General features: G+C 38.6%; 36 protein-coding genes and 1 tRNA gene. All 37 read left to right on the top strand.

Annotated features, from left to right (window positions below):
• Positions 1–2 precede the first annotated feature (2 nt).
• Complete coding sequence (locus tag DC082_RS06565; RefSeq protein WP_109236295.1) at positions 3–485, top strand: hypothetical protein; 483 nt, start codon at positions 3–5, stop codon at positions 483–485.
• On the top strand, positions 478–1,197 hold the full coding sequence (locus tag DC082_RS06560) for a phage antirepressor KilAC domain-containing protein (RefSeq protein WP_229821649.1): 720 nt from the start codon (positions 478–480) through the stop codon (positions 1,195–1,197). The genes DC082_RS06565 and DC082_RS06560 overlap by 8 nt, the downstream gene beginning before the upstream one ends.
• Positions 1,194–1,862 carry a DNA methyltransferase gene (locus DC082_RS06555; protein WP_109236294.1) on the top strand — a complete coding sequence of 223 codons (669 nt, stop codon included), beginning with the start codon at positions 1,194–1,196 and terminating at the stop codon, positions 1,860–1,862. Before DC082_RS06560 ends, DC082_RS06555 begins: the two co-directional genes overlap by 4 nt.
• The gene (locus DC082_RS06550) at positions 1,859–2,755 is read left to right on the top strand and encodes a recombination-associated protein RdgC (RefSeq protein WP_109236293.1); all 897 of its coding nucleotides are present in this window, start codon (positions 1,859–1,861) and stop codon (positions 2,753–2,755) included. Before DC082_RS06555 ends, DC082_RS06550 begins: the two co-directional genes overlap by 4 nt.
• A gap of 157 nt (positions 2,756–2,912) precedes the next feature.
• Positions 2,913–3,107 carry a hypothetical protein gene (locus DC082_RS06545; protein WP_109236292.1) on the top strand — a complete coding sequence of 65 codons (195 nt, stop codon included), beginning with the start codon at positions 2,913–2,915 and terminating at the stop codon, positions 3,105–3,107.
• A 108-nt stretch (positions 3,108–3,215) separates the two neighbouring features.
• Positions 3,216–3,527, top strand: coding sequence for a DUF1364 family protein (locus DC082_RS06540; protein ID WP_133243692.1), 312 nt, complete (start codon positions 3,216–3,218; stop codon positions 3,525–3,527).
• A 41-nt stretch (positions 3,528–3,568) separates the two neighbouring features.
• Positions 3,569–3,895 (top strand): RusA family crossover junction endodeoxyribonuclease, encoded by a 327-nt coding sequence (locus DC082_RS06535; RefSeq protein ID WP_109236438.1) that lies wholly within the window; start codon positions 3,569–3,571, stop codon positions 3,893–3,895.
• Positions 3,888–4,313 (top strand): hypothetical protein, encoded by a 426-nt coding sequence (locus tag DC082_RS06530; protein WP_109236290.1) that lies wholly within the window; start codon positions 3,888–3,890, stop codon positions 4,311–4,313. The genes DC082_RS06535 and DC082_RS06530 overlap by 8 nt, the downstream gene beginning before the upstream one ends.
• Positions 4,314–4,473: 160 nt before the next feature.
• Positions 4,474–5,793 carry a KAP family P-loop NTPase fold protein gene (locus tag DC082_RS06525; protein ID WP_157957414.1) on the top strand — a complete coding sequence of 440 codons (1,320 nt, stop codon included), beginning with the start codon at positions 4,474–4,476 and terminating at the stop codon, positions 5,791–5,793.
• Between the two features lie 658 nt (positions 5,794–6,451).
• A tRNA-Ile gene (locus DC082_RS06515) sits at positions 6,452–6,528 on the top strand.
• Positions 6,529–6,599: 71 nt separating this feature from the next.
• Entirely contained in the window at positions 6,600–7,154 is a 555-nt protein-coding gene (locus tag DC082_RS06510; protein WP_109236288.1) for a TIGR02594 family protein, read from the top strand.
• 17 nt (positions 7,155–7,171) lie between these two features.
• Positions 7,172–7,393 (top strand): hypothetical protein, encoded by a 222-nt coding sequence (locus DC082_RS06505; protein WP_133243691.1) that lies wholly within the window; start codon positions 7,172–7,174, stop codon positions 7,391–7,393.
• A complete protein-coding gene (locus tag DC082_RS06500) occupies positions 7,386–7,640 on the top strand; it encodes a DUF2681 domain-containing protein (protein ID WP_109236286.1) in 255 nt (84 codons plus the stop codon). Before DC082_RS06505 ends, DC082_RS06500 begins: the two co-directional genes overlap by 8 nt.
• Before the next feature lie 276 nt (positions 7,641–7,916).
• Positions 7,917–8,381, top strand: a complete 465-nt coding sequence (locus DC082_RS06495; protein WP_133243690.1) for a hypothetical protein — start codon at positions 7,917–7,919, stop codon at positions 8,379–8,381.
• Positions 8,374–8,565, top strand: coding sequence for a hypothetical protein (locus DC082_RS06490; protein ID WP_109236284.1), 192 nt, complete (start codon positions 8,374–8,376; stop codon positions 8,563–8,565). Before DC082_RS06495 ends, DC082_RS06490 begins: the two co-directional genes overlap by 8 nt.
• Entirely contained in the window at positions 8,550–8,867 is a 318-nt protein-coding gene (locus DC082_RS06485) for an HNH endonuclease signature motif containing protein (protein ID WP_109236283.1), read from the top strand. Before DC082_RS06490 ends, DC082_RS06485 begins: the two co-directional genes overlap by 16 nt.
• Positions 8,868–8,992: 125 nt before the next feature.
• The gene (locus tag DC082_RS06480; RefSeq protein ID WP_109236282.1) at positions 8,993–9,463 is read left to right on the top strand and encodes a TerS protein; all 471 of its coding nucleotides are present in this window, start codon (positions 8,993–8,995) and stop codon (positions 9,461–9,463) included.
• Positions 9,456–11,090 (top strand): terminase large subunit, encoded by a 1,635-nt coding sequence (locus DC082_RS06475; RefSeq protein WP_229821651.1) that lies wholly within the window; start codon positions 9,456–9,458, stop codon positions 11,088–11,090. The genes DC082_RS06480 and DC082_RS06475 overlap by 8 nt, the downstream gene beginning before the upstream one ends.
• A gap of 11 nt (positions 11,091–11,101) precedes the next feature.
• Entirely contained in the window at positions 11,102–11,695 is a 594-nt protein-coding gene (locus DC082_RS06470) for an HK97 family phage prohead protease (protein ID WP_109236281.1), read from the top strand.
• Between the two features lie 12 nt (positions 11,696–11,707).
• Positions 11,708–13,087 carry a phage major capsid protein gene (locus DC082_RS06465; RefSeq protein ID WP_109236280.1) on the top strand — a complete coding sequence of 460 codons (1,380 nt, stop codon included), beginning with the start codon at positions 11,708–11,710 and terminating at the stop codon, positions 13,085–13,087.
• Positions 13,088–13,122: 35 nt separating this feature from the next.
• Entirely contained in the window at positions 13,123–13,260 is a 138-nt protein-coding gene (locus DC082_RS11095; RefSeq protein ID WP_109236436.1) for an E3 binding domain-containing protein, read from the top strand.
• A 38-nt stretch (positions 13,261–13,298) separates the two neighbouring features.
• Positions 13,299–14,624 carry a phage portal protein gene (locus DC082_RS06455; RefSeq protein WP_109236279.1) on the top strand — a complete coding sequence of 442 codons (1,326 nt, stop codon included), beginning with the start codon at positions 13,299–13,301 and terminating at the stop codon, positions 14,622–14,624.
• The gene (locus DC082_RS06450; protein WP_109236278.1) at positions 14,617–15,615 is read left to right on the top strand and encodes a collagen-like domain-containing protein; all 999 of its coding nucleotides are present in this window, start codon (positions 14,617–14,619) and stop codon (positions 15,613–15,615) included. The genes DC082_RS06455 and DC082_RS06450 overlap by 8 nt, the downstream gene beginning before the upstream one ends.
• Complete coding sequence (locus DC082_RS06445; protein WP_109236277.1) at positions 15,612–15,908, top strand: head-tail connector protein; 297 nt, start codon at positions 15,612–15,614, stop codon at positions 15,906–15,908. The genes DC082_RS06450 and DC082_RS06445 overlap by 4 nt, the downstream gene beginning before the upstream one ends.
• An 8-nt stretch (positions 15,909–15,916) precedes the next feature.
• On the top strand, positions 15,917–16,255 hold the full coding sequence (locus tag DC082_RS06440) for a phage head closure protein (RefSeq protein WP_109236276.1): 339 nt from the start codon (positions 15,917–15,919) through the stop codon (positions 16,253–16,255).
• A 57-nt stretch (positions 16,256–16,312) separates the two neighbouring features.
• Positions 16,313–17,425, top strand: a complete 1,113-nt coding sequence (locus DC082_RS06435) for an HNH endonuclease (RefSeq protein ID WP_109236275.1) — start codon at positions 16,313–16,315, stop codon at positions 17,423–17,425.
• Positions 17,426–17,684: 259 nt separating this feature from the next.
• Positions 17,685–18,134 carry an HK97-gp10 family putative phage morphogenesis protein gene (locus DC082_RS06430; RefSeq protein ID WP_109236274.1) on the top strand — a complete coding sequence of 150 codons (450 nt, stop codon included), beginning with the start codon at positions 17,685–17,687 and terminating at the stop codon, positions 18,132–18,134.
• Positions 18,135–18,220: 86 nt separating this feature from the next.
• Complete coding sequence (locus DC082_RS06425; RefSeq protein WP_109236273.1) at positions 18,221–19,192, top strand: hypothetical protein; 972 nt, start codon at positions 18,221–18,223, stop codon at positions 19,190–19,192.
• 65 nt (positions 19,193–19,257) lie between these two features.
• Complete coding sequence (gp17, locus tag DC082_RS06420) at positions 19,258–19,623, top strand: tail completion protein gp17 (protein WP_109236272.1); 366 nt, start codon at positions 19,258–19,260, stop codon at positions 19,621–19,623.
• 1 nt (position 19,624) lies between these two features.
• On the top strand, positions 19,625–20,173 hold the full coding sequence (locus DC082_RS06415; protein WP_109236271.1) for a phage tail tube protein: 549 nt from the start codon (positions 19,625–19,627) through the stop codon (positions 20,171–20,173).
• Positions 20,174–20,284: 111 nt separating this feature from the next.
• Positions 20,285–20,485 carry a hypothetical protein gene (locus tag DC082_RS06410; protein ID WP_109236270.1) on the top strand — a complete coding sequence of 67 codons (201 nt, stop codon included), beginning with the start codon at positions 20,285–20,287 and terminating at the stop codon, positions 20,483–20,485.
• 68 nt (positions 20,486–20,553) lie between these two features.
• Complete coding sequence (locus tag DC082_RS06405; protein WP_109236269.1) at positions 20,554–21,060, top strand: hypothetical protein; 507 nt, start codon at positions 20,554–20,556, stop codon at positions 21,058–21,060.
• Positions 21,061–21,132: 72 nt separating this feature from the next.
• Entirely contained in the window at positions 21,133–21,477 is a 345-nt protein-coding gene (locus tag DC082_RS06400) for a phage tail assembly chaperone family protein, TAC (RefSeq protein ID WP_109236268.1), read from the top strand.
• Positions 21,478–21,515: 38 nt separating this feature from the next.
• Positions 21,516–21,791 carry a hypothetical protein gene (locus DC082_RS06395; protein ID WP_109236267.1) on the top strand — a complete coding sequence of 92 codons (276 nt, stop codon included), beginning with the start codon at positions 21,516–21,518 and terminating at the stop codon, positions 21,789–21,791.
• Positions 21,788–24,532: a coiled-coil domain-containing protein gene (locus tag DC082_RS06390; protein ID WP_109236266.1), complete on the top strand. Its 2,745-nt coding sequence runs from the start codon at positions 21,788–21,790 to the stop codon at positions 24,530–24,532. Before DC082_RS06395 ends, DC082_RS06390 begins: the two co-directional genes overlap by 4 nt.
• 140 nt (positions 24,533–24,672) lie before the next feature.
• Positions 24,673–25,692 (top strand): AAA family ATPase, encoded by a 1,020-nt coding sequence (locus DC082_RS06385; RefSeq protein ID WP_109236265.1) that lies wholly within the window; start codon positions 24,673–24,675, stop codon positions 25,690–25,692.
• Positions 25,685–26,659: a DUF4435 domain-containing protein gene (locus DC082_RS06380; RefSeq protein ID WP_109236264.1), complete on the top strand. Its 975-nt coding sequence runs from the start codon at positions 25,685–25,687 to the stop codon at positions 26,657–26,659. Before DC082_RS06385 ends, DC082_RS06380 begins: the two co-directional genes overlap by 8 nt.
• Positions 26,660–26,667 lie beyond the last annotated feature (8 nt).

The raw sequence follows: 26,667 nt of genomic DNA, 5'->3' as shown, positions 1-26,667 counted from the left end.
TAATGAGTAAATCAAATAGAAAAGAAGAAATTTTTCATATCGGATCAAGCGCTGCAAGAAAAGCATATCAATGGGGACTGGAAGATTTTAACAGCTTGATTATCAGGCTAGAAGAGATGAAGAAGTTTGGAATTATACGGAAATACTCTTTCAAGGCTCAGCAGCTTTGGGTTATGACAAGCAACAATTTCATCACTGGTGAATGTTGGGTTACAGATTTAGATGTCGTACATGCTTTGCTAGATTCGATAACTCCACAGTCTGAGCGAATAAATGAAAAAAACTTATGGGACATCGAGTGCGGGGATCTCATTGCTCTTGAGAATGGGGAAAATGGTTACTTCATCAGACGTTCATTACTTAGACATGACCATGTGGTGCTTCGCCTAGTAGATAGGATTCGTGCCAGAAGAGTTCATAAGGACTTGTTGATAGGGGCTACTCGTATTCCCCGGTATCAATTGAGAAGGGGGAAGAATGTTTAACCTCACACTACAAAATCGAGAAGTCAGAATGACTTCATTAGATATTTCAGAGTTAACAGGTAGTCGTCATGACTCTGTTAAGAGATCAATCGAAAGGCTCGCGGACTCAGGAATAATCGTACGTCCACCAATGGTGGTTGAACAATCAGTCGATAATTTTGGACGAAAACGGTTTACAGATGTTCTTGTTTTTTCTGGAGAAGTAGGAAAGCGTGACTCAATTGTAGTTGTTGCGCGTCTATCCCCAGAGTTTACAGCCAGAATTGTTGACAGATGGCTAGAGTTGGAAAGCCAATCATCCTTGCCGGCACTTCCAAACTTTAACAATCCGGCAGAGGCAGCACGTGCATGGGCAGATCAAGTTGAAGCGAATCAATTAGCTCAGCAGAAGCTAGTCGAAGTTGCACCTAAGGTTGAGTTTGTCGATCGATATGTCAAAGGCAATGGGCTAATGACGTTTAGACAGGTTTGTAAGCTTCTCAATGTTAAAGAGGCTGAATTTAGATCATTCCTGGTCAGTCAGAAAATTATGTATCGGTTGAACGGTGGTTGGGCAGCTTACCAGGTTCATTTGTCTGCCGGCAGATTTCAGCATAAAGCCGGCATTGCTGAAAATGGCAGGGCATTTAGCAATATTTTATTTACAACAAAAGGCGTTAACTGGGTAGCAGAGCAGTGGCGCGTGTTTAATGAACAGGAGGAGATGGCATGATTAATCTTATTAATGATGACTGCATGGCTTACATGCGCACCTGCAAAGACAAGCAATTTGATCTTGCTATTGTCGATCCTCCTTATTATGCCGGTGTAGCTGATTTTAGATATTTTGGGCAAGAGGTCAGTACAACAGGCGTTAAGAGAATCGAATACGAGCTCAATGGTGAAACTTGGGACAACAACATTCCTGGGCTTGAATATTACGAAGAGCTTTGCCGAGTGAGTAAGCATCAAATCATTTTCGGGATTAATTATTTCGAGTTTGCTGGGCTAGCAAGAGGCGGGTTGATTGTTTGGGATAAAAAAAGAGCTGCAGGCATTGGCTTTAGTGACGGTGAAGTTGCTTCTTGCTCTCTGATCAACTCGGTTAGATTTTTCCGTTATACGTGGGATGGCATGCGTCAAGAGCGTATGGATTGGCGAAAAGAAGAGAAGATCCATCCAACACAGAAGCCTATTGCCCTTTATGAGTGGTTAATGATGAATTACTCGAATACAGGCGAAAGCATTTTGGATACTCATTTAGGGTCTGGATCTAGTGCAATCGCAGCAAGTCATTTAGGGATCAACTTTACCGGGGTTGAAATTGATACAAATCAATTCAATAGAACAAAAGAAAGAATCGAAAAAGAAATCAGTCAAGGGAGGTTATTCGCATGAAACCCTATAAAAACATCATCATTTACAAATTTGACGAGCAAGTTGATCTAACAGCAGAGCAACTGGAAGAGTTATTGGTACAGCATCCACTACGAGATTGTGGACAGGATGAATTGGAAACGCACGGTTGGTTGCCGGTATTCACTCAAGGCGAAAACCTGGTTGAAGAGATGAATCAGTCACTATTTATTCGCTTAGGCATGGAGATTAAGAAGCTTCCGCGCAAAGCGATTCAAACTGCCATTGAGAAGCGTGCGCGTGATAACAATATCGATCTTCTCGATAGAGTTTTATACAAAGAGCTCGAAGAGATCATCACAAATGAACTCATCAAGAAAACAGCGCCAGAGCAATCATCAATCTGCGCGTATATCGACTTAGAAAAAGGCTGGTTAGTTATTGATGCACCAAGCGAGAAGAAAGCCTCTCTTGTGACTGCAATGCTCAGAAATAGCTTAGGATCACTGCCGGTAACTGGATACGCGCCACAAGTTGATATGTCGACAATTATGACAGATTGGGTAAGGCAAGGTTATATCAGTGAAAGCTTCACTCTTTTAGATGAAATTGAGATGAAAGAGCTGAATAAAGATGAGGGAGGCACAGCCAGATACAAGGGGATTCCATTGGATTCAAAAGAGATCGAGCTAAACCTAGAAGAAGGATGGAGCGTTACCAGAGTAGGTCTCTCATTTGAAGATATCGTTACATTTTCACTGGGCGAAGACTTCATTTTCAAGCGCCTACGTTATCTCGATCAGTATCAAGAGCAGTTAGAGCTTAGTGAGGACCAGAATGCAGTGGCTCAAAGTAATGCTTATTTATTAGCAGATACCGCGAGAAGCCTTGCTACTGGGTTATTTAATGCATGTTATGGGAGTGATGAGCAATGAGAATCAGAAATAAAAGAAGAAGGCATTATGGCAAATACCTAAAGAGAAAGTTATTCCTGGCTTGGTTTCATGAGAAGTATGAAGTTACCTTATCTAAGCCTCACGTTGGTGAAGATGGAGCGCTCATTGCGACTGTGGAACTAAAGGAGCGTAAATCATGAGTAAAAGGATTTTAAAGACTGATTCTAGGTACCCAAAGCTTTTAGCGACCTATATGAACACAAAAGCGGGCCAGGCATTTGCGTTAAGTGTGATGAGTCAGCTAGTAGATGGGTTTGAGGTTGATTCAAAGGGCAGAATTGAAACGGTTCATATCGATGATACACAGTCGATCAAGTTAGATATGGAGTAAAGAGTGAATAGGCAAGAAATCAAGGCGCTCATTCAAAGCGTAATAGACGACCCAAAGTATATTGATACGGCAACTGAGCGTTTTCATATTGAGATACAGGAAATAAAGTTGCCAGACTTACGGCAATGGCTACTAGATGGCAATGTACCATGCATGATCCGTCTAAATGGCTGTCAGGGAGTTGGAGATCAACGCGCACATGTGAGGATTGCCGGGAATACCGGAATGGGATTTAAAGCGCCTGATCCAATCTTTGCCTGGTCTTGCTCTCATTGCCACCAAAAGACCGAAAGTGACCCAGATATGCGAGTTTATCTAATGGATGGGGTTGCGCGTACTCTGTTTTTATTAACTAAATCACTGCCGATTGTATGTGCGAATGATGTAACAAGAAAGAAAAGCAATAAGGGGATGGCGTGACAAAGAAGATCTACGACATAGTACCAGTGCCAAAGCCCAGGATGACACGCGCAGATAAATGGAAAAAGAGACCAGCAACAGCGCGTTATTGGGCGTTTAAAAATGAAGTGAAGTTACGTGGCATAAATGTCCCAGAAATGGGAACTCACATCACTTTTATAATGCCAATGCCGGCAAGTTGGAGCAAGAAGAAAAGAGCTGAACATTTAGGTGAGGCGCACCAACAAAAGCCAGACGTAGATAACCTAACAAAAGCGCTATTAGATGCAATCTATGAAGATGACGCGCACGTATGGGATATCAGAACAACGAAGATCTGGGGCGAAGTAGGAAGAATAATCATTGAAGGGATGGAGAGTAATGAGTAGAAAGGATCTAAATCAAGCAAGAGCAGTATTAGAAGCTTGGGCGCGTTGGTCACTTGATAGTAATGGTTTTCCAAGCGAAAGCCCGCTTGCGCGTATTGGTGAGATGCGCAGTGAGGCAGATGGGGCTCGTTTACCGGACGGTATTGAGCAAGATCGATTAGCGCAAGATGCCACATTCGTATTCTTAGCAATGCGCAATGATCCAAATAATAAGATGAGTTTAAAGCATCGGAAGGTCTTGCAGGAGTTTTATCTTGCAAGACGAGATGGAGAGACGGTAAGAGATTTCTATAAAAGATCAAAGAAGTTTGGTCATAACGATTATACATCTGCTATCAATGAATTTGCTCATAAGCTCGATATGTACTACTTATTGCAAGATATTACTGCATTAGAAAAGAGCATGGCTCGAAGGTAGTTGACTTGTCCTAGGATGGAATGTATGATTTTATATAAGTTAGTCTTATTGACTTCAAAGCTCGCTGAATAGACGGGCTTTTTTGTTGTCTTGAAAATACATTATTTACCCCCATTATTTCAAATTATTAATAGTTAATTAAATGGGGGAGGTAAGAATAATGTATACAGTTAAAGACATAAAGTTTGAAAACAGGGATGAATATGAGCGCTTGCCAAAGGCAAAGAGAATATTAGATATAATCAAAAAAAATGGGAGCAGCCCTATATTTATTGATGGAGCATGGGGGGCTGGAAAGACTGAGTTTTGTTATAAGCTTTTCCATTTTTTAAAGGAATCAGACCAGGAAAATGCGTCTGAAGATGCTCCTAAGTTAATAGTATCTTATATAAATAGCTTTGCAGGGGACTACCAAAGTAATCCTTTTATGTTGATAGTGCAGGCTATTTATAACAGCTTAATTACTAAAGAAGCACCACCTAGTGAAGTAGAGAAGGTTCAAGAAAAGTTAGCAAAGGGAATTCATTTTGCAAAAAAATTAGTTACTGCAGGATTTAGAGGGACTAGTTTTAAGATAACACCACCATTAATTGGGGTTGAGATGGAGGTAAGTGGTAAAGATATAGTTAATGCAGCAAAAGAAAGCTTGGAGAAGTCAAGCGATGAAGAGTTTAAGGTAGCATTTTTTGATGAACTAGAGAATTTTAGATTGCAATCTGAGCAGCTCCTTCAATTTAAGCAGGCAATTAATGATGCTATGGGCGGTAGAAAAATAGTTCTAATTATTGATGAATTAGATCGGTGTAGGCCTGATTATGCTTTAGAGTTATTGGAAAATGTTAAGCATATTTTTGAAATCGAAGATCTGTTTATAATATTTAGCGCCAATAAGAAGCAGCTGGAAGCAATGGTCCACAAAAGATATGGTTATGGAATGGATGCTGAGGGCTATTTAGAAAAATTTTATAAAGTATCAATTACTTTAACTTCCGTTGTCTCTGTTGCAGAGCTGGATAAAACGCATGGTTTCACAGGTCATTTGAAGGTGTTTTACGATGCTTACACAAAGTGCTCTGGTAGTGTCCCTAGAATGAATTTTACTGGGATTCCCTTTGTAAAAGATTTATTAGGGACGTTAGAAACAAGAAAACTAGAGAGTATTGCTGAGAATTTGCATAACTATTTTATTTTGACGGGAAAATCTATCGATGAGTATCTAGATAGTCATTTATCAGTCATAATTTTGGGGGTTTATCTGTTTGCCGTTAACCCAGAAATATTAAGAGAAATTGAAAATAACTCAGGACAAGATAAGTTGAGAGATTATATTAATAAGTTACCTGTTGGGGATATAGCTATTGCAGAGATAAATGAATTCGTAGATCTTGATATCAAGAACATGAATGCTACACAAGATGGCTTTCTTTATGGAAGAAAAGCTTCAAGTGTAATAGTCAATGTTCGGAATGCCCTTATTTAGTTTCTTTTTTCTTTGTAAGAGGTGTTGTTTAATAATGTTCTCAATAACTTTATAATACTTATATCTATAAGTATCACTGAAGCAGGTTAGCCTGACATTATAAGTTTTGTTGCAATATTTACAGTAAATCTTGACTGTCAGATTTCCTAGTTGTTTATCTAAATCAGTCATGCGATTTATATCTGTACTACAGGTTGGGTCATAAACGAATTTTATATAGAAAGTAAAAGCTCCTTAATCGGAGCTTTTTTATTGGGGATAATAATATGAATATACCTACACTAAACCTTGCATGTGATATAGGCACATTAGAATCAGATCTTAAAATTCTTCAGAGAACCCCTCAGTTGATTGAGCATCATTTCGGCAGATTTGATACTTTCTTTAAGTTCATCGGCATTCACTTTGAATTGGAATCCGCAGACGGGACACTCGAGTGTAGGGTTCTTCTTAAGGTTTCCGATAGTTTCCGAGATTTTATGAGAGCAGTCAGGGCAGGGAATTTCAATAGGCATATCATTTAAGTTCAACATAACAATTTCCTTATAATATTTAATGAGTTGTAGGAAATTCAGATTAGCATATTAAAAGGAAATGATTGTCTTGCTAGCGTAACTAGCACTAAGTTTAGATAAGAACGCTTTGGCGATCTTTTTTTGTGTCTTTAGCTCAGTTGGTTAGAGCATCTGCCTCATAAGCGGAAGGTGGCCGGTTCAATGCCGGCAAGACACACCAGAATCATGAAACCATGATAATCCTCCTTTGTTTGCCCCGTTAATTCGGGGCTTTTTTATGGGTGAAAGAAAATGAATGCAGGAGTAGTAGGCGGAGTTGCGAAAGTGGTATCCGAAAATCAATTAAATTTCCCATGGATTGAGTGGGGGATGAAAGAGATTGGGGTTAAGCGAACAGGTATTGGTGCTGGTAATCCACGAATTATTGAATATTGGAAGATGTTCAGAATGAGTGGAATAAAGAATGAAAGAATCTCCTGGTGTTCGGCATTTGTAGGTGCTGCACTTGAAGCTAGCGGGATTAATACGAATTCAAAAGATAAGTCGATATATCAGAGGCGAACAAAAGATAGCTCGCAGTATTGGTTGCATTGGGATGGTGGTGAAAAGGTAAGACCTTGCTACGGCTGTATTGCGGTAATGACAAGATCAGGTGGAGGACATGTTGGGTTCTTAGTTGGTGAAGATGGGGATAATTGGGTGCTACTTGGTGGCAATCAAGGATCAGCAGTATCAATCGCTAAGTTCCCAAAATCTCGCTTTATTGGATATGTAATGCCGAAGGGGTATAAGTCGCTTAAGCCTATTCCAAGTTTAAAAGCAGATGGAGAGGTTAATTTGCAATGACCAAAGAGCTATTAAGAATGCTTCAAAGTAGATCAAGTGATGGGAAGCTTCGGCTTGATCTCAATAAAACGATTCTTTTTATGACCTTTGTTGCCGGCATCTTATTGACGACTTATGCGGTAATAGTTCAAGCAAATTTTGCTGAAGTATTTTTTATAACGATGATTAGTGCAGGCGCCGGTACAACAATATCGAAAGGTGTTGTCGATACAATGCAAAAGAGAAAGGATCATGAATAAGGTCTTATCAGTATTAATAACAGTTATGAGCGCTATAGGCGCTTTTTTAATGCTCTTAATTCGGCAGAAGAATCGAGAGCTTGAGAAGAAAGATGACGAAATCAAACAACATAAATCAAAAGCAGAGCAACAACAATTTATTGCTGAGCAAGAAACAGAAACAAAGAATGCTACAAGTAACCTCAGTAGCGCTTCTGAGTCTGATATTGACAGCATGCTCGAGCAAACTGGTTCATACCGAGATTGATTACCGTGCTATTAATTGTGCAGGTTGGAAGAAGGTGTGGGTTGATCGAGATGATGTCTTGAGTAAAGCAACTAAGGAAGATGTAGTCTCTCATAATTCACGTTACGTCAAGTATTGCGAGGGATTGTAATGGTAAAACTTGCAAGCTTAATAGAGAAATTCCCAAAGACATGGAAGGGCGCGATTATCACGACGTGGATCTTAGTGGTGACTGGTGCGGTGACATTGGTTGCAACAAGCAATCCAGTGCAAACATCAGTTGCTAGACTTATTGATATGCGGAATTTGCAGTCCCAGTTTTGTCCTGAACAATTTTTGCAAGAGTCTGAACGTCTTGTTGAAAGCTTAGGTGCGAAGAGTGTAGTTGTATGGGCAACAGACATCAGCGGTAATCAAGCAGCTAAGACGGTGATGTTTGCTTACGACTCAGAAGGTGGAGAGCATACTACTGAATCATGGATAGGTAAATCTGCACCACTTTATGCGAGTGAACGCAATCGATTGGAGATGACATATCTATTAGAAGGCCATGTTACCTGCAGTGAGTTCACTGCTCATTCTGAAATAGAGCGCCGGATCAGTGAGGTCGATGGTATTACGCATGTCTGTTCTGTTCCAGTGCCACCAACAAGTGGGAATATGATCGGTGTGATTAGTGTGTACTTTGATCACGCGCAAGAAGCAACGAGCGCGGTTCGATTAGATTTACGTAAAGCATCAAGGGGTATTGTACATGAGTAGTTATATAGAGTTAGAACCATTTTTTGATGATCAGGGTGTTCTTCTTGTTCGCGATAAAGTCACGAAAAAGATTGTACATAATTTAAAAGCGGTATCAGTATCGAATGATGTTGAGACTATGCCGTATAAGATTTTAGATATTAAAGTTGCATCTGTGGGGAAGATTGAATGCAACGTCAAGTAGGAAGATGGTGGCGTGCGTGGTATTCGACTGCACGATGGCGTGAGATGCGCAAGCAATTATTACAGAGAAAACCTTACTGTCTTTATTGCAAGAAACGCGAGGGAAGAATCGTTAAGGCTACGGTTGCGGATCATATCATTCCACACAAAGGTAATCCCACATTGTTTTGGGATGAAGATAATCTACAGCCTCTCTGTAAACGATGTCATGACAGTGATAAAGCACGAGAAGAAGCCGGCGGTCGGGTGAAGGTAAGATTTGGTGCTGATGGCTATCCGATTCAGGTACCCGGGGGGGAGTGATTCTATTTTTGTGGATGCTCTTCTGTTTACCGCCCCCCTACCTTTTCTTTATTGCTTTGGACATTTTGCCTCACGCGTGCGCGCGCATGTGTGCTTTATTTGTTTGTATTTGTCAAGGGTTTTTTATGAGTAAAATTGATACTGCTACCGGTGCTATCAATGCATTTGAGCAAGCTAACAAAATTCATAGCCCGCCAGATTTTATAAAACTATCAGATTTTGATATGCACTTTTGGCGAGCGATTATGAACTCGAAAGCATACGAAACGTGGACTGAGTTTGATTTAATTCAAGCAGCTAATCTTGCAATCTCTCAAGCTACAATTCAGAAGTTAACAGAAGAGATTAAAGCGGAAGGAGTTTTAGTAAAAAAAGAAGGAACGAATACGACAATTCCAAATCCAAAGATTGATGCAAAAATAAAAGAGGTAGATTTATCTATTCGATTATCACGCATTATTCATGTGCATGCCGAAGCGACAGGTGGCAGAGCAAAAGATGCGAGAGGAAAAAATAGAAGCGTAAGAGATGCTCGAAATGTAATGACAGGAGGATCTCCTCTGCTTGCAGGAGGAGGATTGCCACTGAATGATTGAACCACGTTATATTGAGTTGCCAGTGCATATCATCAGAGCAATCAAGAGTGGTCCTGTTCCTAAAGTAAGAAATTGGCGAGAGCTAGAGTTTCATCAGCTGACAAGAGCCGAGCGAATGTGCGCTTTTATTGAAAACCATTGTGTTGTCCCTGAAGGAAAATTAGCAGGTCAGCCGGCAAAGTTATCTCTCTTTCAAGAAGCTTTTATCTATGCTATTTACGACAATCCTCATCAAACAACTGAAGCGATTTTATCCATAGCCCGAAAGAACGGCAAAACTGGATTAATCGCTTTTTTAATGCTCGGTCACATTGTTGGTCCAGAATCAAAGCTCAACTCTCGAGTGATATCGGGCGCAATGAGTCGTGAGCAAGCTTCCGAAGTCTATCGTGCAGCAGCTAACTGCGCTGAATTATCTGATGATCTCCGTTCTTTGGTGAGGGCGACACCTTCACAAAAAGCACTACTCGGACTTCCTGTGAATGCTGAATATAAAGCAATCAGTGCAGAGGGAAAGACAGCACATGGTAATAACCCTGTTTTAACAATTATTGATGAAGCAGGGCAGATAAAGGGAAATACTTCAGAGTTCATTGAAGCGATTACGACTGCAGGTGGTGCTTATGATGATCCATTAAGGATTACGATTAGTACTCAGTCTGAAACAGATCATGACTACTTTTCTCTCGATATCGATGATGCGATAGAACATCAGCCGGTAGACAAGGTTTGTCACTTATATGAGGCCGAGAAAGATTGCGATCTACTCGATGAAGAACAATGGCTCTATGCAAATCCAGCGTTGGGTGAGTTTAAAGATATCAATTATTTGAGAGCAGAAGCAGATAAAGCCTCCCGCTCTCCAAGATTGGCCAATACCTTTCGGAGATATCAACTTAATCAAAGGATTGTATCGAACGATGCATTTATACAAGCTGATGAATGGAAGCTGTGCAATGCAAAGCCCGCTGTTCTTGATAAAGAAAAGATGAGGATATTTGGGGGATTCGACTTATCCCAAAATACAGACCTGACATCTTTTGTACTGATTGGAATTGGTGAAGAAGTAGAGGTTTATCCCTATTTTTGGATGCCTAATCACAAGATTGAAGAGCGAGATAAGACCGATAGGGCACCTTACCTTTTTTGGCGTGATGAAGGTTTCATTATGACAACGCCAGGTGCAACTGTTGATTATGACTTTGTTGCCTACCAACTGATTGAAATTCTTGAAGATCATGGGCTTTGGTTTAGTGATTTAAAGATAGGTTTTGATAGATGGCGATTTGTATTCTTTAAACGAGCATTGATGGAAGCCGGCATTACTGAAGCAGAAATTGATGAGTGCTTTATTGAATATGGGCAGGGGTTCAAGGACATGGACCCCGCTTTAAAAAAAATGACCGAGTACATCCTAAACCACAAAATTAATCATGGAGATAATCCTGTTTTAAATATGTGCTCATTTAATGCGGTATCGGTAGAGGATGCTGCAGGAAATATTAAGTTAGAAAAACGAAAAGCAACAGGGAGAATCGATGGAATTCAGGCTTTTGGTATGGCAATTGGGGCATCTTTAAAAGAGCCTGAAGAGGTCAAGAAAGAGCCAAAATTATTCTTTATATAAGGAAATAAGCAATGAGCAAAGATTTGAAAGATAAGCTGAATAAAAGTAATCGAGCTTATTCAGTTATATCGGTTAAAAATTTTGAGGATAAAGATGGCTTCTTTATTTTCTCAGGAATCGCGACAACTCCGAAAACAGATCGTCATGGGGATGTTGTTGAACCCAAGGGGATTGAGTTTGAAAATCCAGTGCCGCTACTTTGGCAGCATCGACATGCAGAGCCTGTAGGTCATGTTTACTTTGAAGAGGCTACAGAAGAGGGGGTGAGATTCACCGCTAAAATCCCTTACATCAAAGAAGAGGGCGAGCTTAAGAAGCGAGTAGATGAAGCTATTCACTCTATTCAATATGACTTAGTTCGCTGTTTATCTATTGGATTTAGAACATTGAAGTATGCGTGGATTGATGAAACATACGGCATGCATATTCAAGAATGGGAATGTTATGAGTTATCGCTAGTAACTATACCGGCTAACTCAGATGCAATTATCACAGAGATTAAGAGTTTAGATCAGCAACAAAGGGCGTTACCTATCAAGGTTGATCATACTCGTAAATCGGTCGGCGCTTCGACCAATAAGAAGAAAGTTATTCAAATTTATTAAAAGGAAACAGATATGTTTGCAAAGCACATTAAAGGGCTCGAAGCTGCCAAGAAAAAAGCTCAAGATTCAAAAACGGCAATTTTAAAGAAAGTTGCGGACGAAGGACTTACTCTATCAGAGAATGAAGTAGCTGAGATTCAAGAGTTGGACGACAGCATCAAGACTATCGAAGTTGATTTGAAATATTACCGCGATGCAAGCGTTGAAGATCAAGCGTCAGCGGAGCCTATTGATGGAACTACTGAAAAGGCTGGACATGGCTCTCGACAAGGACAGTCAAGTGTTCGTGTTGTAACTCCTAATTTAGAAAAAGGAGTAATGTTTGCCCGTTTAGTGAAAACTTTGGCTCGAGCAAAAGGCTCTGCTTCGGACGCTATTATCTTTGCAGAAAATGATGCAAAGAAAACAAATGACAATCGACTTCTCAATCTTGTGAAGGCGGCCGTGTCTCCAGCGACAACTCAAAACACCGAATGGGCTGGTGCATTAACCGAAGGTAAAGAGGCGTCTAAAGAGTTTATTGAGCTTCTTTTGCCGGCAACGATTCTCGGAAAATTTGGCGCAAATGGTATTCCTAGCTTGCGAGAGATCCCGTTCAACGTTTTAGTGCCTGGACAAAGCCTTGGTGGTTCTGCTACATGGGTTGGAGAGGGGAAGCCGGCATCAGTAACAGCGGCTGGATTCTTTAATACAAAACTTGATCGTATGAAATTGTCCGCTATTTCTGTGTTAACTGAAGAGATGGTTTTAGATAGTTCACCTGCAGCTGATCTTTTGGTAAGAGATACTTTGATTGCTGCAATTTCCAGCAGAATTGATAAGGACTTTATCGATCCTAATAAAACTGAATCTGCGCGCCTATCTCCAGCATCAATTACAAATAAGGGTGTAGCGATTCAAAGTGTTGGGAATAACTCAGAGGCAATTAAACGTGATGCAGTAGCGATGCATGAGCCTTTTATCAAAGCAAATATTCCAACGGATAGATTAGTTTGGATGATGGGATCATCTACAGCATTAACATTATCGTTAATGACAACGCCCCAGGGAGCTCCAGCATTTCCAGGCATGACGCCAAGTGGTGGATTTTTCTTAGGAAAGCCTGTGATTGTGAGTAGTAATGTTGGGAAAATGCTTATTCTTGCTGATGCAGCCAGTATTTTGATTGCTAAAGATGATGATATCAATGTGAAATACAGTCAGGAAGCGAATATTAAGATGAGCTCAAACCCTGAAGATGATGCGGATGCTGAATCAGTAAGCATGTTTCAGAATGATATGGTTGCGATTAAAACGGATCAACATATCAATTGGTCATTAGCTCGTAGTGGTAGTGTTTCTTACATCAAAGAGGTCAACTGGACTTTTGATGATGGTGAGCCGGTAAAGTAGACGCCCCAGATCCTAATAAACCAGCCGGTGATGGAATTAATGCGAGTCAAGCTGCACGAGATTTTGCTCGTGAAAATGGCGTTGATCTTAATGAAGTCATAGGTACGGGGTCTGGGGGAAGCATTACGAAGCCGGATGTTGAGAAGTATCTTGATGAGAAGAATCAAGGATAGAAAATAGCCCCGAAAGGGGCTTTTTTAATGAGGTGAAGATGTTTAGTTTTTTTAGACGAGGTAGAAAACAGGGAGCTAAGTCTGCCGAAAGGGGAAATTGGCGACCAATGCTTATTGGAGATCTATTCGCAGGTGGTTTAGGTTATGGTAAAAAACTACAAAATGAAAAACTCTTAACTCATTACGCTGTTTTTTCTTGTTTATCTCTGATATCACAAGATATCGCCAAGTTGCCTTTTGTGGTAGTAAAGAAAAATAGTAGTGACGTACTTCAGAGAGTTGATAGCCCTTATTTAAAATCTCTAAGGAAACCGAACTATTATCAAAATCACATACAGTTCAAAGAAGCGTGGATTTATTCAAAATTAATGTATGGAAACACCTATGTTTTGGCTGTTAGAGATAGCGCCGGAGTAATCATAGGGCATCATATTCTTGATCCTAAATCCGTCACTCCTTGTGTGTCTAATAGCGGGTATGTTTACTACAAGTTAGCTAGCGATAAACTCTCTGGTATAGATGAGGAAGTGATGGTGCCGGCGAGTGAGGTTATCCATGATCGATTCAATTGTTTGTTTCATCCTTTAGTTGGCATATCGCCTTTATATGCAGCGAGTGCATCTGTAGAGCAAGGATTAAAAATCCAAGAAAATAGTGCGACATTTTTTGGTAATAAAGCTGTGCCTAGCGGGTTATTAACAGCCCCTGGAAATATTGCTGATGATACAGCCAAAAGAATGAAAGAACACTGGGAGAGTAATTACTCTGGAAATGGTGCTGGAAAAGTAGCTGTTTTAGGTGATGGGTTAAAGTTTGAGCCCATGTCGATGACAGCGCTAGATTCTCAGCTTATTGAACAATTAAAGTTAACTGCTGAGGTTGTTTGTGCGTTATTTAAAGTAAATCCATATCTTGCTGGTATCTCTGATAAGAGGCCTCAAGAAACGGTCGAAGGCATTTATTTAGAGTATTTACAGAAAACATTACATTTTCATATTGAGTCAATGGAAGCTGTTCTTGATGATGCTTACGAGTTAGATGGCGTTACTGAATCGATTGATTTGGATACTACTAACTTGCTAAGAATGGATACATTAAATCGTTACAAGTCTCACAGCGAGGCATTAAAAGCCGCATTTAAAACTATTAATGAAGTTCGTGCCGAGGAAGGGCTAAATCCGGTTACTGGTGGGAGTACTCCTTACTTGCAACAACAAAACTTTTCACTAGAAGCGCTCTCTAAGAGAGACGCAAAAGACGATCCTTTTGCTAAAACTGGAAAAGACCTTAAATCAGAAGAAGTGGAAGAGATGGAAAAATCATTGATAAAAGGGCTTATAGAGGGGTTTAAATTAAATGGATGAATTGAAAAATCAGCTTTTAGAGGTGATTAAATCTTTTATTAATGAAAGATTCCAAGCTTTAGAATCACAAGTTAAATCTTTAGAGTCTGAAAATACTAAATTAAAGCAAGTAGTTGAATCACTTCCTAAGAAAGGCATTGATGGTATTGACGGAACTCCCGGAAAAGATGGGCAAGACGGTAAAGATGGAAAGAGTTTTGATTCGCTAGTAGCAAAAGAGATGTTGGATCTTATGTTTGCTCCTTACAAGATGAAGCTTGAAAGCATCAAAGATGGAAAGGATGGATGCGACGGCAAGGATGGACAGGATGGCAGAGATGGCGAAAACGGACAGGATGGTAAGTCTGCTTACGACATCGCTGTTAAATATGGCTTTAAGGGAACTGAGCTTGAGTTTGCCGAAAAGCAATTTGGGAAAGATGGTAAAGATGGTAAAGATGGTGAGAACGGTAAAGACGGCTCAAATGGTGCCGATGGTGCTCCCGGAAAGTCAGCCTATGAAATTGCCGTAGATCACGGCTTTAAAGGTACTCAACTTGAGTTTGCCGAAAAGCAATTTGGGAAAGATGGTAAAGATGGCCAAAACGGAAAAGATGGTCGTGATGGGAAAGATGGTGTCGGTTTTGATGATATCAAAGTAGAATTCGACGGTGAGCGCACAGTTTCACTCAAGTTTGTAGCGGAAGGCAATACTAAATCATATGAGTTTTCTATTCCTGCGATGATATACAAAGGCGTTTATAAAGATGCTCAAAACTATCAAATTGGGGATACTGTTACTGATAATGGAAGTCTTTGGACATGCCTTAAAGCAACTAGTGAACGCCCAATTTCGGCAGAGAAAGGGTATTGGCAGTTAGCTGTAAAGCATGGGAGACAGGGAGAAAAAGGGAGTTCTGGAATGAGCGTTTATGAGCTTGCTCTTCAAAATGGCTTTAAAGGCTCAGAAAAAGAGTACTTGGCAAGCATTAGAAGAGGGCTGGGATCATGATGCTAGTAACTTTAGAAGAAGCGAAGCATCAATGCTATGTGGATCATGAGTTTGACGATGAGCTAATTAATCTTTACATCAAAACAGCAAGCGCTGCAGTTGCTAGGTATCTTAAACGTGATGATCTGTCCGCTGAGAATGCGCCGATAGAAGCTAAATACGCAACATTGGCATATGTCGGAAAGATGTATAAAGATCGCGATAATGATGAAGATAGAGATTACGCTCATGGCATGCTTCCAAATTTTGTGACAGCAATACTCTATCCTCTTCGCGAGCCAACAGTGCAGTAGGAGGAAGCATGAAAGGAGTTAAAGCGGGATCATTACGACATAGAATCACTATTGAGCAAGTAACAATTAAAGATGGGCCTTATCGTGATGAAGAGTGGAGCGAATACCGAAAAAACGTAGCTGCAAAAGTCACTTTTCTAAGCACAAAAGAACTTGTTGCAAGCGGTGCGGAATTATCAGAAGTAAAAGCTCGAATACAAGTGAGATACGACAAGAACATTAATGCAAAGATGCGCATTAAGTTTCGTGAAGAGCTTTACGAAATCGAGGGCGTGATGCCGGATAATGAAAGTGGGCTTCAATGGTTAACACTTTCTGTCAATAAAGGATTATCTTATATTAAATAAAAATATAGTAATTTGGTATATTATATCTTACTTATTTTTAATAAGGGCAAAAGAGAAATGTCTGGCAAAACAATAAATGCGTTATTATCAAGAGGTATTGATAGCACATTAGCACAAAATTTGGCCAACTTAGGTTACACATTGCAAAAAATGAAAATGATGACTGAAGATGAGCTAATAGATAAAGGGCTTTCCGAAGATCAGGTTCATAAGTTATTTTTAGAGAAAAGGCCACCTATTCCGCCTTCTATTTTAAATAGAGTCATGTATAAAAATAAACATACTTGCTGTATTTGTAGAGATTCTTCAAAACCTATTATTCTTCATCATATTATAGAATGGAGTGAGTCTAGAGATCATAGTGAAGAAAATTTAGCTGTTTTATGTCTTGATCACCATGATGAAGCACATACTAAAAGGGATTTAAGTCTTACTTTAACGGCAGATAGAGTAAGAGGGTATAAAAGAAGTTGGGAAGAAGATTGTGAGAAACAAGATATAATTGAACTTTATCATCTAAAATACTCGAGTGAATCGTCGAGTTGGGCGTGGATTAATATACCTAGGCTGTTTGAGATATTTCTTAAAAAGAAATTGGAGATAATACCTTCTGATTTAAATAAAGTAACATATGAAATTTTGAGAGATAAAGGATTCTTAGATCAAAATAATATTCTTATTGATGAGGAGGAATGGCCTGTAAAAAGACCATCTACAGATTTTTATTATCTTGATTTTTGGGACGGCAAGTATATTGCTGATTATTTGGCAACAGTTTTGGAAGTAACATTAAGAAGATTACCAATTATCGATATTACGGAGAACCTAAAGCAGAAAGGCTGGCTGAAGTCGATGATTAAAGATGGTTCTTTCATTGCTTTACAGGCTGATTTTTATTTTAAAGATGTAGATAAAATCGAGGATAATAAAAAAAAGAATAAAAAAGCTTATTATCGAGGGCATGGGATTAAAATTGAATATAGTTTTAATCCTTGGTTTTGTTTGAGCAGTTCAGCTAGACATTGTTGGATGAGTGGTCACACAAAGCAAACGATAGTTGGGAGAGTAAGGAGCATTATAGAAGAAGAGGGTGAGTTAGTTATAAATATATCCTGCATTGCATCAGGATCTTATTTTGCGACACATCCAGCTAGGGTCTTTAGAATGTAAGCTTTAACTTGAAAGTAATGAATGAGAATAAAGAAAACATCAATAATGACTAGAGAAAATAGCTATCCATAGGCCAAGAATTCTTGATTAATATTTTGGAATACCTAAGTGTAAGCAACTAATTTTATAATTTAATTATCATGTAAATTAATATAGCAGCCCCTTGATTATTGGGGTTTTTTATTGTCTAAAATTCAACTATCCGGAAATACCGGAGAGTTCAGTAGTCAAAGATTACTTTACAACTGAAGAGGTGTATATGGGAATGAAATTCGATCTTAAAGGAGTTGATGAGCTAATTAAGCGGCTCAAAAAAACTCAACTTGAAGTTGTAGAGGAAGTTGCCCCGAAAGCATTAAGAGAAGCCGCGAAAGTAGTAGCAACAGAAGCAAAGAGAAGAGCTGAATTAATAGATGATCCAAAGTCTCCGGAAAATATATCTAAAAATATTACAGTTCAAAAATCAAGTAAGAGAAATACTCCACAGGATGCAGTCAAGTATCGTGTAGGTGTACGTGGAGGCGGTGAGCCAAATGATGATAAAAATCCATCCGGTGGCGATACTTGGTACTGGCGGCTAATTGAGTTTGGCACAGTTAAAATGGAAGCAAAACCATTTATGCGACCGGCAATGGCAGCTAAGCAACAAGAAGCGGCGGCAGTGTTTATCAGTTCTTTTAAGGAAGAGCTGGATAAGGTTATTAAGTAGTTCTCGATTAATGATGATTTATTAAAAAACCTATGTATTATTTATGTAAATATATTTTATTTAGGTGTTTTATAGGGTTATTGATTATGATTAAGCTTATTGTAGCCATCGTTATTGTAATATTTGTTGTTTATATGGTGAATCGATGGCTGGATTGGTCTAAGAAAAGACTAGAGGAGATGTCCTCTAGGGGGAGTGGAGGCAATAGCATTGAGTCTCAAAAAACTAGTGCTGAATTGAGTGTAGTTCAAAAAAGATATCTTTCGTGGAATAGTTCTTATAACTGTGAAGTTGTCGGCGAAAGTCACTATCAGAGAAGTTTATTAACAATAGCCGGAGCAAAAGAAGAAGAATCAAAATCCCTTGAGGTAATTGCTGAGTTGCAACATGTGCCAGCTAATAGATATGATCCAAATGCTCAGGCGGTGTATATTGAGGGAAAACAAGTTGGACATCTGAGCCAAAGGGATGCTCACGCTTTGATACGTGAAAAGGGAAAGCTGCATTTAAACTCTCACGTTGTTATTTTAGTGAAGGCAAAAATAATTGGGGGATGGAAAAATAGTAGAAATGAGGGGAGCTTCGGCGTTGTTTTAGATATGCCTCCTATGAAGGATATAGCTAAAGTTATTTCCAGTGTTTCGTTTGAGGATAGTGACCAGAAGCGAGCTAAATCAATACCTTTAAATAGAGATCAAAAGAGATTTTTTGATTATATGGGAATTAAGAGAGATGAAAGTATTAATTCACTAAACGTAGATCAATATATCGCTGATAAAAAAATTGAAATTAGGTCGTCAGAAGATAGGGATCTGAAAGAAAAGCTAATGACTTATCAGAAGCGAGAAAGGGTTATTTTAGATTTATTAGAGGATTGGCGTGATAGGGATAATGGGGTTATATTTCTTTATGATGAAATAAAAATGCCGAGTGAACTTCAGGTCTTAAAGACTTTAGAGGAACTAGAATCTGAAGCTATCTCGTGGGATGAAATTAAAAGTAATAATGAGATGTTTTATAATAAGCTATTAGAAAAATATCCAAAACTTAAAAAATAGAAGAGATGTGTTTTTACTGTTTTATATAGGCTCGCTTAGGCGGGCTTTTTTATTGGGTGAAATAAATGGACGATTTTATATGGGATGTAGTTACAAAGTCTCCTGAGATTCAAGAATATTTTAAAGGGAAAAACAAGATTTATCCCTATGGCATTACGAGAGAAGATCCTAATGCTCCGTATGCAGTATGGACGAACATTACAGAGACTCCTAATTACGGCATCAAAAATAAATCGATGCTGAACAAGCACAGAGTCCAGTTTGATATTTATGCGAAAAATGGGAATGAGGCCAAAAAAATAGGAGAGATTCTTGAGAGTGCCTTTCTTGGGAAGGGCATTGCTGTTTTAAGAATAGGACCGTTACCTGAAGCGGGAACAAAGTTGTATCGAAGAACGATTGATATGAGTTTTATTAGAAAAGGAAATTAGTATGAGTGGATTAGTTTGGACGCAGGGTATGCGTATTTTTACAGTAGGGCCTGAGTCGGCAGCATCAGATACTTTAGTTTTAACTGAAATCGAAGAAGTGGTAGGTATTGATCCTGGATCAGCACCACGAAAGAAAATTAAAACGACGAACGTAAAAGAAACAAAAACCAACACTTATCGAACAGGGCTAGGTGAACCCAGTGATGGCTCAATTGCAATCCAACTATCAACGGATGAGCCAAGCCATCATTATTTACTTGATATGTTTATGGCTAGAAAGTCATTGCATTGGATTTTAGGGATGGGCGATGGTCCGAGTGACGGCGGAGAGATTCCAAAGTTAGTAGATGGGGTAGTAACACTTCCTACGGATCGAAGCTGGGTGCAATGGGATGGAGAGTTAGGAGATTTTCCATTAGAGTTCCCGGAAGATGATAATACGAAAGTAACATCGCCGATCAGCACTGCTAGTCAGCCTATTCCTACTTTGAAAAAGCCGGGAGTTGTAAAAACTACAACTCAAACCTCTCCTAAAACTGGTGACAAATAGTTAACTGTTCACATAAGCCCCGAAAGGGGTTTTTAATACATAAAAAAAGCGTTGTAGTGCGGCAAACACTCAACGCTTTTTGATTGATCTAATAAGGAGATCAACCAATCTATGGATAAAGATAAGTATATTGAAAAACTAACGAAATGTCTAACATTGGGGGTGAGTATGGAAACCACACTTGAAGGTAAAGCTTCTGAGAAAGCTGCAGGAAAAGCTATTTTAATCAAGAGTATTGGTGCTTCAATTATGTTTATTTGCTTTGGAGCGGCGCCGGTATTGTTTACTTTGTTGTACTTTCTTCGAGGCTAGATATGAAATCAATTTTAACTAAAAAAGACAGCTAGGGTAAGATTAACTAAACAAATTTAGGAGATCTTATGAAGCGTTTATTGTTGTTACCTGTATTGATGTTCGGATTGTCGTTTGCTTGTGATCAGCCTTATGAGGAGGTTAGAAACTATAAGATTGGATGCCCTTTAGAGGAACATTCAAAATTACGGCTCGAGTCTAATGATCGAGGAGTGAAGAGGTATCGTTTATATTCCAGTGATGATTTTTACATTATGCAAGATGTGGATGTTGTAAACGGGAATATTGTAAGCGTTAGACTGACATCAAGCTTTAATAGTAGTCTTGATAAGAATGATTTTTTAAAAAAAATATCAGATAGGTGGGGGCTTAATTTAAAAGATCTAACTTTTGAAATCAGCGGCATATCTGGAAAACTCAAGCCAAGCAAGAGTGATATCGTTAAAGAGATAGATATTTTTTTGTTATTGAAAGATGAAGAAACAATAGAGTTTGTGGAATTGATGTATAGAAGTCAGGCATGGTTTGATTATATGGAGTTTGGTAATAACAAGGATGGTACAGATTCTATATGATAAAAATCATTAATTATATAGCTCGCATAAGCGAGCTTTTTTTATGAGCAAAATTTAAGGGAGAAAGCATAAATGAAATTAGAAGATGTATTAAATTTGGGGCCAGTTAGAAGAGAGATTGAGATAACAGATGAGGATGGCAAAAAGCATACTGCAACTGTATTTATCAGGCCTTTATCGTTTGCATTAGTAATGAGATCGGAGCCTGAAAGTGATAAAGAAGCAACGATGGATTTATTAGCAGAAAGAATTGCCTATTCAATTTGCAATGAAAAAGGCGAGCCAATTTTTACGAAAGAACAAATAAAAGGAACTGCTGATAAATCTCTAAGTGCTGACCTTGTTTTTGCGCTTATGGCTGCGGTAAATGCTTTTAATAACTTTTCAGAAAGCAAGGGTAGTTCTGAGGGAAAGTAGAACCCCCTTTAACTTCTTTAGAGGAGTTTTGGTGCGAGATGGTGCTAAATCAGATAGGGGGGAACTCTATTAAAGAATCTCAAGAAAATTTAAGTCACAAAGAGGTCTCTATTTGGATGCGATACATGAGAGAAAAGGGATCGTTAAATATTGGAAGTAGGGTTGAGCAATCTGTGGGGCTTATTTCTTCTATGTTTGAGCAGGTAAACAGTAAAGGGAAAGTTGATCTTTCTAAGCATTTTCCAAATCTCTATAAAAAGCCTGCGATTGATAGTGATGTGAAGCAAGTATTTGAGGAGTGGGGATTGTTATGAGCAATAGCTTAGGTACTTTAACACTGGATCTAGTCGCTCAGATGGGGGGCTGGGTTAACGGTTTTACGCAGGCAGAGCGAGCAACAAAAGCAGAAACTCGGAAGATGCAACGTTCTATTCGAGAGGTAGAAAAGAGCGTTAAATCAATGGGCAACACGCTTAGAAATATTGCCGGCTTGATCGGATTAACTTTAACTGTATCGGCATTTGATAATTGGATTAGAGGAAGCGTTCAAGCAGCAGCAAGCGCTGGAGTGTTTGCTGAGAAAATAGGACTTACTACTGAAGAACTGACGACATTTCGCTATATTGCAGTTCAGACGGGATCAGATATCCAATCCCTTGATTCCTCTATGCTTAGATTGAATTCAAGGTTAGGCGCGGCTGTTAATGGTAAGGGGTCAGCTGCAGATACTTTAAAGCGTTTAGGTCTTAATGCAAAAGAGCTGTTAAATCTTCCTTTGGAAGAAAGAATTTTAGCTATTAGCAAGGCGATGGAGGGGTTGTCACGAGGAGAGCAATTAAGATCTTTACAGAATATAGCTGGAGATTCCGCTCGTGGACTTATTAATATGTTTCAACTAAGTAAGGATGAAATAGCTGAATTAACTAATAGAGCCGAGCGGTTAGGATATGTGTATTCTACAGAAATGGCAAAATCAGCAGATGTTGTTCTTGGCAAGATAGGAGAGATGAAAGGCGCGTTTGGTAATCTTTCCTTACAGATACTTTCTGAATTTTTGCCTGACATAGAATCCTATTTAAATTCAATATCCTTAGAGGATATTGAAGAGCACTTAGAAACAGCAAGGGTTGTAGTTGATAATCTTGGAATAGCTATTAAGGCTTTAGCGATTACTTTTGGCGTGACTTTAACAAGCAAAATAGCAGCAAATACCATTGCTTTTGGATTAAATTCAGCCGCTCAAATAATAAATGCTACTGCCGCAAAAAGAGTGGGGGGAGCTTCTAAAACTGCCGCTATTGCTATTGGCACTAAAACAGTGGCAGTAAACGGATTGAGAATTGCTCTTGGCGCTCTTGGGGGGCCGCTAGGTATTGCTATTTTAACCTCTCTATCATTCTTAGCACTAAAAAGCTCTCAAGATAAAACAAAAATCAGCAGTGATGAATTGGCGATGTCGCTTGATGATTTGGAACAAGTGATTTCAAAACTAACAATGAGACAAGCCAACGCAAAGAAGCTTGATTTTGATATCCATTTGGATAATTTAAAAGAAAAACTACAAGGAGAGAAAGAGGAGTATCAAAAACTAGCAGCTAATCTTGAGGATGCTAGGGATAAACTTGAGAACCCAGAACGTAGGAAGCATTTAAGTAATTCACAGGTAGATAGAGTTAGTGATGCGATTGCTAGAATGACTATCGAAGAGATACGGCTGGGCGGGGAAATTGATACAACAAATCAAAAAATAGATGAAACTTCCGAGAAAATTCAGATGGTGATTGGCCATATGAAAAGACTAGGAACAACAAGCGTTAGTGACTTAAGTGGTGTTAATGATCAATTTGATGACTTGATTGCAAAAATTGAAGATCAGACTGCAAGAATGGGATTAAAAACTAATTCAGCAGTTTTTGAGTATGAATTAAGAAAAACTACTAAATACGATTATCTTAAAGGTGATGATGGTGAAGAGACTGCCGAGCTAAAAGCTGTTAGGGCTGCATTCGCAGAACAAGACGCAAAAGAGCGATCTTTGAGAATTTCCACTAAATCTATCGACATTGCAGCAGAATATCGAAAGGTAATGGAGGGCACTCTTTCTGATGAAGAGAGAAGAGGGCAAGAGCTTGCTAAAAATCTAGATATCTTGAAGCGGTATGGCGCGTCTGAGGAGGATATTCTTGCAGTTCGTCGATCTGCTTATGAATCAATGAGTACTGATATGCCTGATATGGGTAGTGGTGGAGATACTCTTACTGCTCAATTGGCGCGTATTGGTGAAAATATGGCTCAGCTTGATGCTTGGCGTGAAGAGCAATTGCAAAAGTTAGAATTAGCTTATGGTAATGAGGAGAGCGCACTTGCGGAGTCTTTGCAGCGGAGAGAAGAGTTAGAGGAGCAATATCGAGAGCGCAGATCTCAGTTTGAAGGAGAGATGAATCAAGAGCTGCTCAATCTTGGAGTGAATCTTACATCAGATTCACTGAGCGCTTTACGTGAAGCCGGTATAGAATCAGGAGCTATTTATAAAGCCATGTTCCTTACTAATAAAGCTGCCTCTTTCGCAAATGCAATAGTTAGCGCGAATGAGGCAGGAGCAAAGGCACTTGCAGCATACCCAGACCCAATTATGGGTATGTCTGTAGGGGCTATGGTCAAAGGTATTGGCTTAGCTAATGCAGGAGTTATTGCAGCAACGGGACTTAAAGGGATGGCTCATAGTGGGCTTGATAAAGTTCCGGAAACGGGTACTTGGCTTCTTGAAAAAGGGGAGCGAGTTGTTACTGCTAATACTTCAGCAAAGCTTGATGCAACCCTCGAAAGCTTACGAGGCGGATTAGCCACTAAAGTCAGTACTCCAATTACTGTAAATATTGTAAATAACTCTCCGGCAGAAGTCGAAACAAGGCAAAGATCTGATGAAAACGGTATGCCTATTTTAGATGTGATTATTAATGGCGTGACTAATGCTTTGCAAAAAGATATGTCGAGCGGAGGGCCGTTTTCTAGAGCCATGGAATCAAATTGGGGATTAAGAAAGCAGGTAAGGTAATTTATGAGCACTGATATATAGAGAGGCTAGCTATTACATGAATATTCTAACTAGTATATACTTGTTAGAATTATTACAGTCTGGGCTCCTATAGCTCAAAAAACTTTATTTTATATTTAAGGAAGTAAGTCTCTAATATTATGAAAGAAAAAACACACATAAAAAGTATAGAAATATTAGACTTATTTAATGATGTATCTATCAATTGGGAAATACCCCAAAAACAAGATACAACTATTTTAGTTGGGGATAATGGTGTTGGCAAGACAACGATATTGCAGCTAATTCGAGATATGATGACAGGAACTGATTTTATTAGTAGGTCGTTGTATTCATCAGTAAAAATAAGTACTAATCGCGATATTTATGAGTCAATTAGCTTAGATGCTAACTTTTTCGAAATAAAAGAGTTTCAGAAAATTCTTGATCAATATTCCAGTAAAATATCAAAAGGAAATAAAGCTCAATTTGAAAAAGGAGCGGAAGAAGCATTAAAGAAAATGTTGCTACCTAAATTTTTTGATGCAGTTAAAGAGGCGTATGGAGCTCATTTAGTAAAGCTAGATGTGAATTTGAAAGATATATCTAAAGTTGATACTTTCGAACGAGAATTTTTAAAGCATGAGCCTAGAATGAGCATTACATCAATTTCTACAGTTGATCTTTTAGCAAATCTCTCTAGAGAGTTCAAAGATAGTACAGGGGTTAAAACCAACTATTTTGATGAAGAAGTAAGAAGATCTTTTGAGTTATTTATTGGTTCTCAAAAAAATAAGGAAAGCATAAGCGGCTTGGAGAGAGTATTTAATAATTTTTTTGAGGATATTTCTAAAAAGGTCGTTATAACTGACTCTACGATAAAGTTTTATAATAAAAAAGGTAAGCAATTAACTCTTCAAGATCTTTCAGCTGGTGAGCGACAAATTACATATATTTTGATTAATGTTGCATTGGCTGCTGCACAAAAGCATGATTTGATATTAATGGATGAGCCAGAGATATCATTACATCTTAATTGGCAGAGTAAGTTATTAGAAGAAATCAGAAAGATAAATAATTATAGTCAAATCATAGTGGCGACACATAGTCCGGCTTTGGTTATGAAAGGCTGGAGAGACTCCTATGTTGATATAAGGGAGATCAGCTCTAACAATGACTAGTCCAAGAACTTTTGATGAATTTTTGAATAATCCGGATTATCTTAATTCTTCGCAGACCATGTCTGCCAAGGATGGAGTTGCAAGGACATTGTTATATGTTGAGGCTACCTATGACAAAGACCATTGGAAGAAGATACTTAGCACACTTGGATTTGCAGAGTATTTTGAGGTAGTTACGTATGGTCAGAGTTCCGGAAGAAGAGGGTTATTAAAATTACTTGAAGAAGGAAAATTGCATGCGGGGCAAATGATTGCTATTGATGCAGATTTAGATAGGATTGTCGGGTTTGAAGTTGAAAAATTTGATAGCCCTTTTATTTTTGACACTTATGTATATAGCATTGAAGGAATTATTCTAGATAAAAGTATCGTAAAGAAGTTTATAAATCAATTAAACCAAAACTATGAGTATTTAAATTTTGATTTTGATGATTTTATGAATAGGTATTCCTTTTTATGTTATCAAGAACTATCAAAGATAACTGCTCTATTCTCTGATGTGGATAGTATGAATAGTCCTGAAAATTTAGTTGAGAGTTTCAAGTTGTGCGACTTATCTACGAGTGATGTAATTGATAGATTTATAGATGGTGATAAAGATTCTTTATTTAAAGTAGATGACAGGGATGCTCCAGTTTTATTATGTGAGATATTAAAAGAGAAAGGTATAGACACTTCTGAATCTTATCTTTATGTAAGAGGGCATGCTCTGATGGATACAGTGAGTTCTTTATGTAAGAAATTAAAGAGTTATATCAAGAGTAGAGAAACAGAAATTGTAACAATGCTGTTTGATGACAAAAAGCACATGATAGATGGTGAGTTGAAACATAGGCATTCCTTAATAAACAGCAGTTATGTTTTAAATACCTACTTAATGATGGCAAATTTATCAAAGGATAATGTTGGGATGAAGCATTTATCTAACAAAGTAAAAGCAACAGTAGAAAACCATCTTTTGCATTAAGTTGGACT

The organism is Ignatzschineria indica (assembly GCF_003121925.1).
Classification (GTDB): domain Bacteria; phylum Pseudomonadota; class Gammaproteobacteria; order Cardiobacteriales; family Wohlfahrtiimonadaceae; genus Ignatzschineria; species Ignatzschineria indica.
The sequence above is the reverse complement of the archived record's forward strand: the minus strand, read 5'-3'. Positions and strand labels throughout refer to the sequence as shown.